Annotated in this window: 1 protein-coding gene; it reads left to right on the plus strand. The window is 68.2% G+C overall.

Annotated features, from left to right (window positions below):
• On the plus strand, nt 1-532 hold a 532-nt coding region (locus tag ACFCZN_RS21475; protein ID WP_430558115.1), incomplete at both ends, for a hypothetical protein.

A 532-nucleotide genomic window follows, 5' to 3' on the forward strand; every position in this document is an offset into this window, starting at 1 on the left:
GTCTACAAGGAGAACACCGCCGAGTACCTGAAGCTGTCGCGGCAGCGGGACCGGCGGGTGAGGCTGCGGTCGTTCGTGACGCTGGTCTCCATCGTCTTCGGTACCGGCCTGGCCCTGACCCTGTACGTCATGGCCCCCGCCCTGCTGGTGGTGCTGGGGTCGGCTGCGGTCCTGGTCGCCGGGTACTGGGGCTCACCGCAGGATCAGCCGGTCATCGGCCCGGCCGTGCTGAAGACCGAGTTGCAGAAGCTCACCGGTCCGATCGTGCTGCGCGCCCTCGACAACATCGGCAACGTGAAGCTGTCGGCCGCCATCAAGAAGGGCGGCGACATGAACGGGATGCGCTTCACCTCCGAGATCACCCGGGACGGGCCCGGATACCGCGCTGACCTGGACCTTCCGTGGGGTGTCACCCCGGAGGACATCATGGAGGCCCGCAAGCCGCTCGCCTCCGGTCTGCGCCGCAAGGTCGGCTGTGTGTGGCCCTCCTCCGACCCGACGGAGCATGAGGGCAGGCTGATCCTGTGGGTGG

Origin of the sequence: Isoptericola sp. NPDC056134, assembly GCF_042264825.1 — a bacterium.
GTDB lineage: Bacteria > Actinomycetota > Actinomycetes > Actinomycetales > Cellulomonadaceae > Isoptericola > Isoptericola nanjingensis.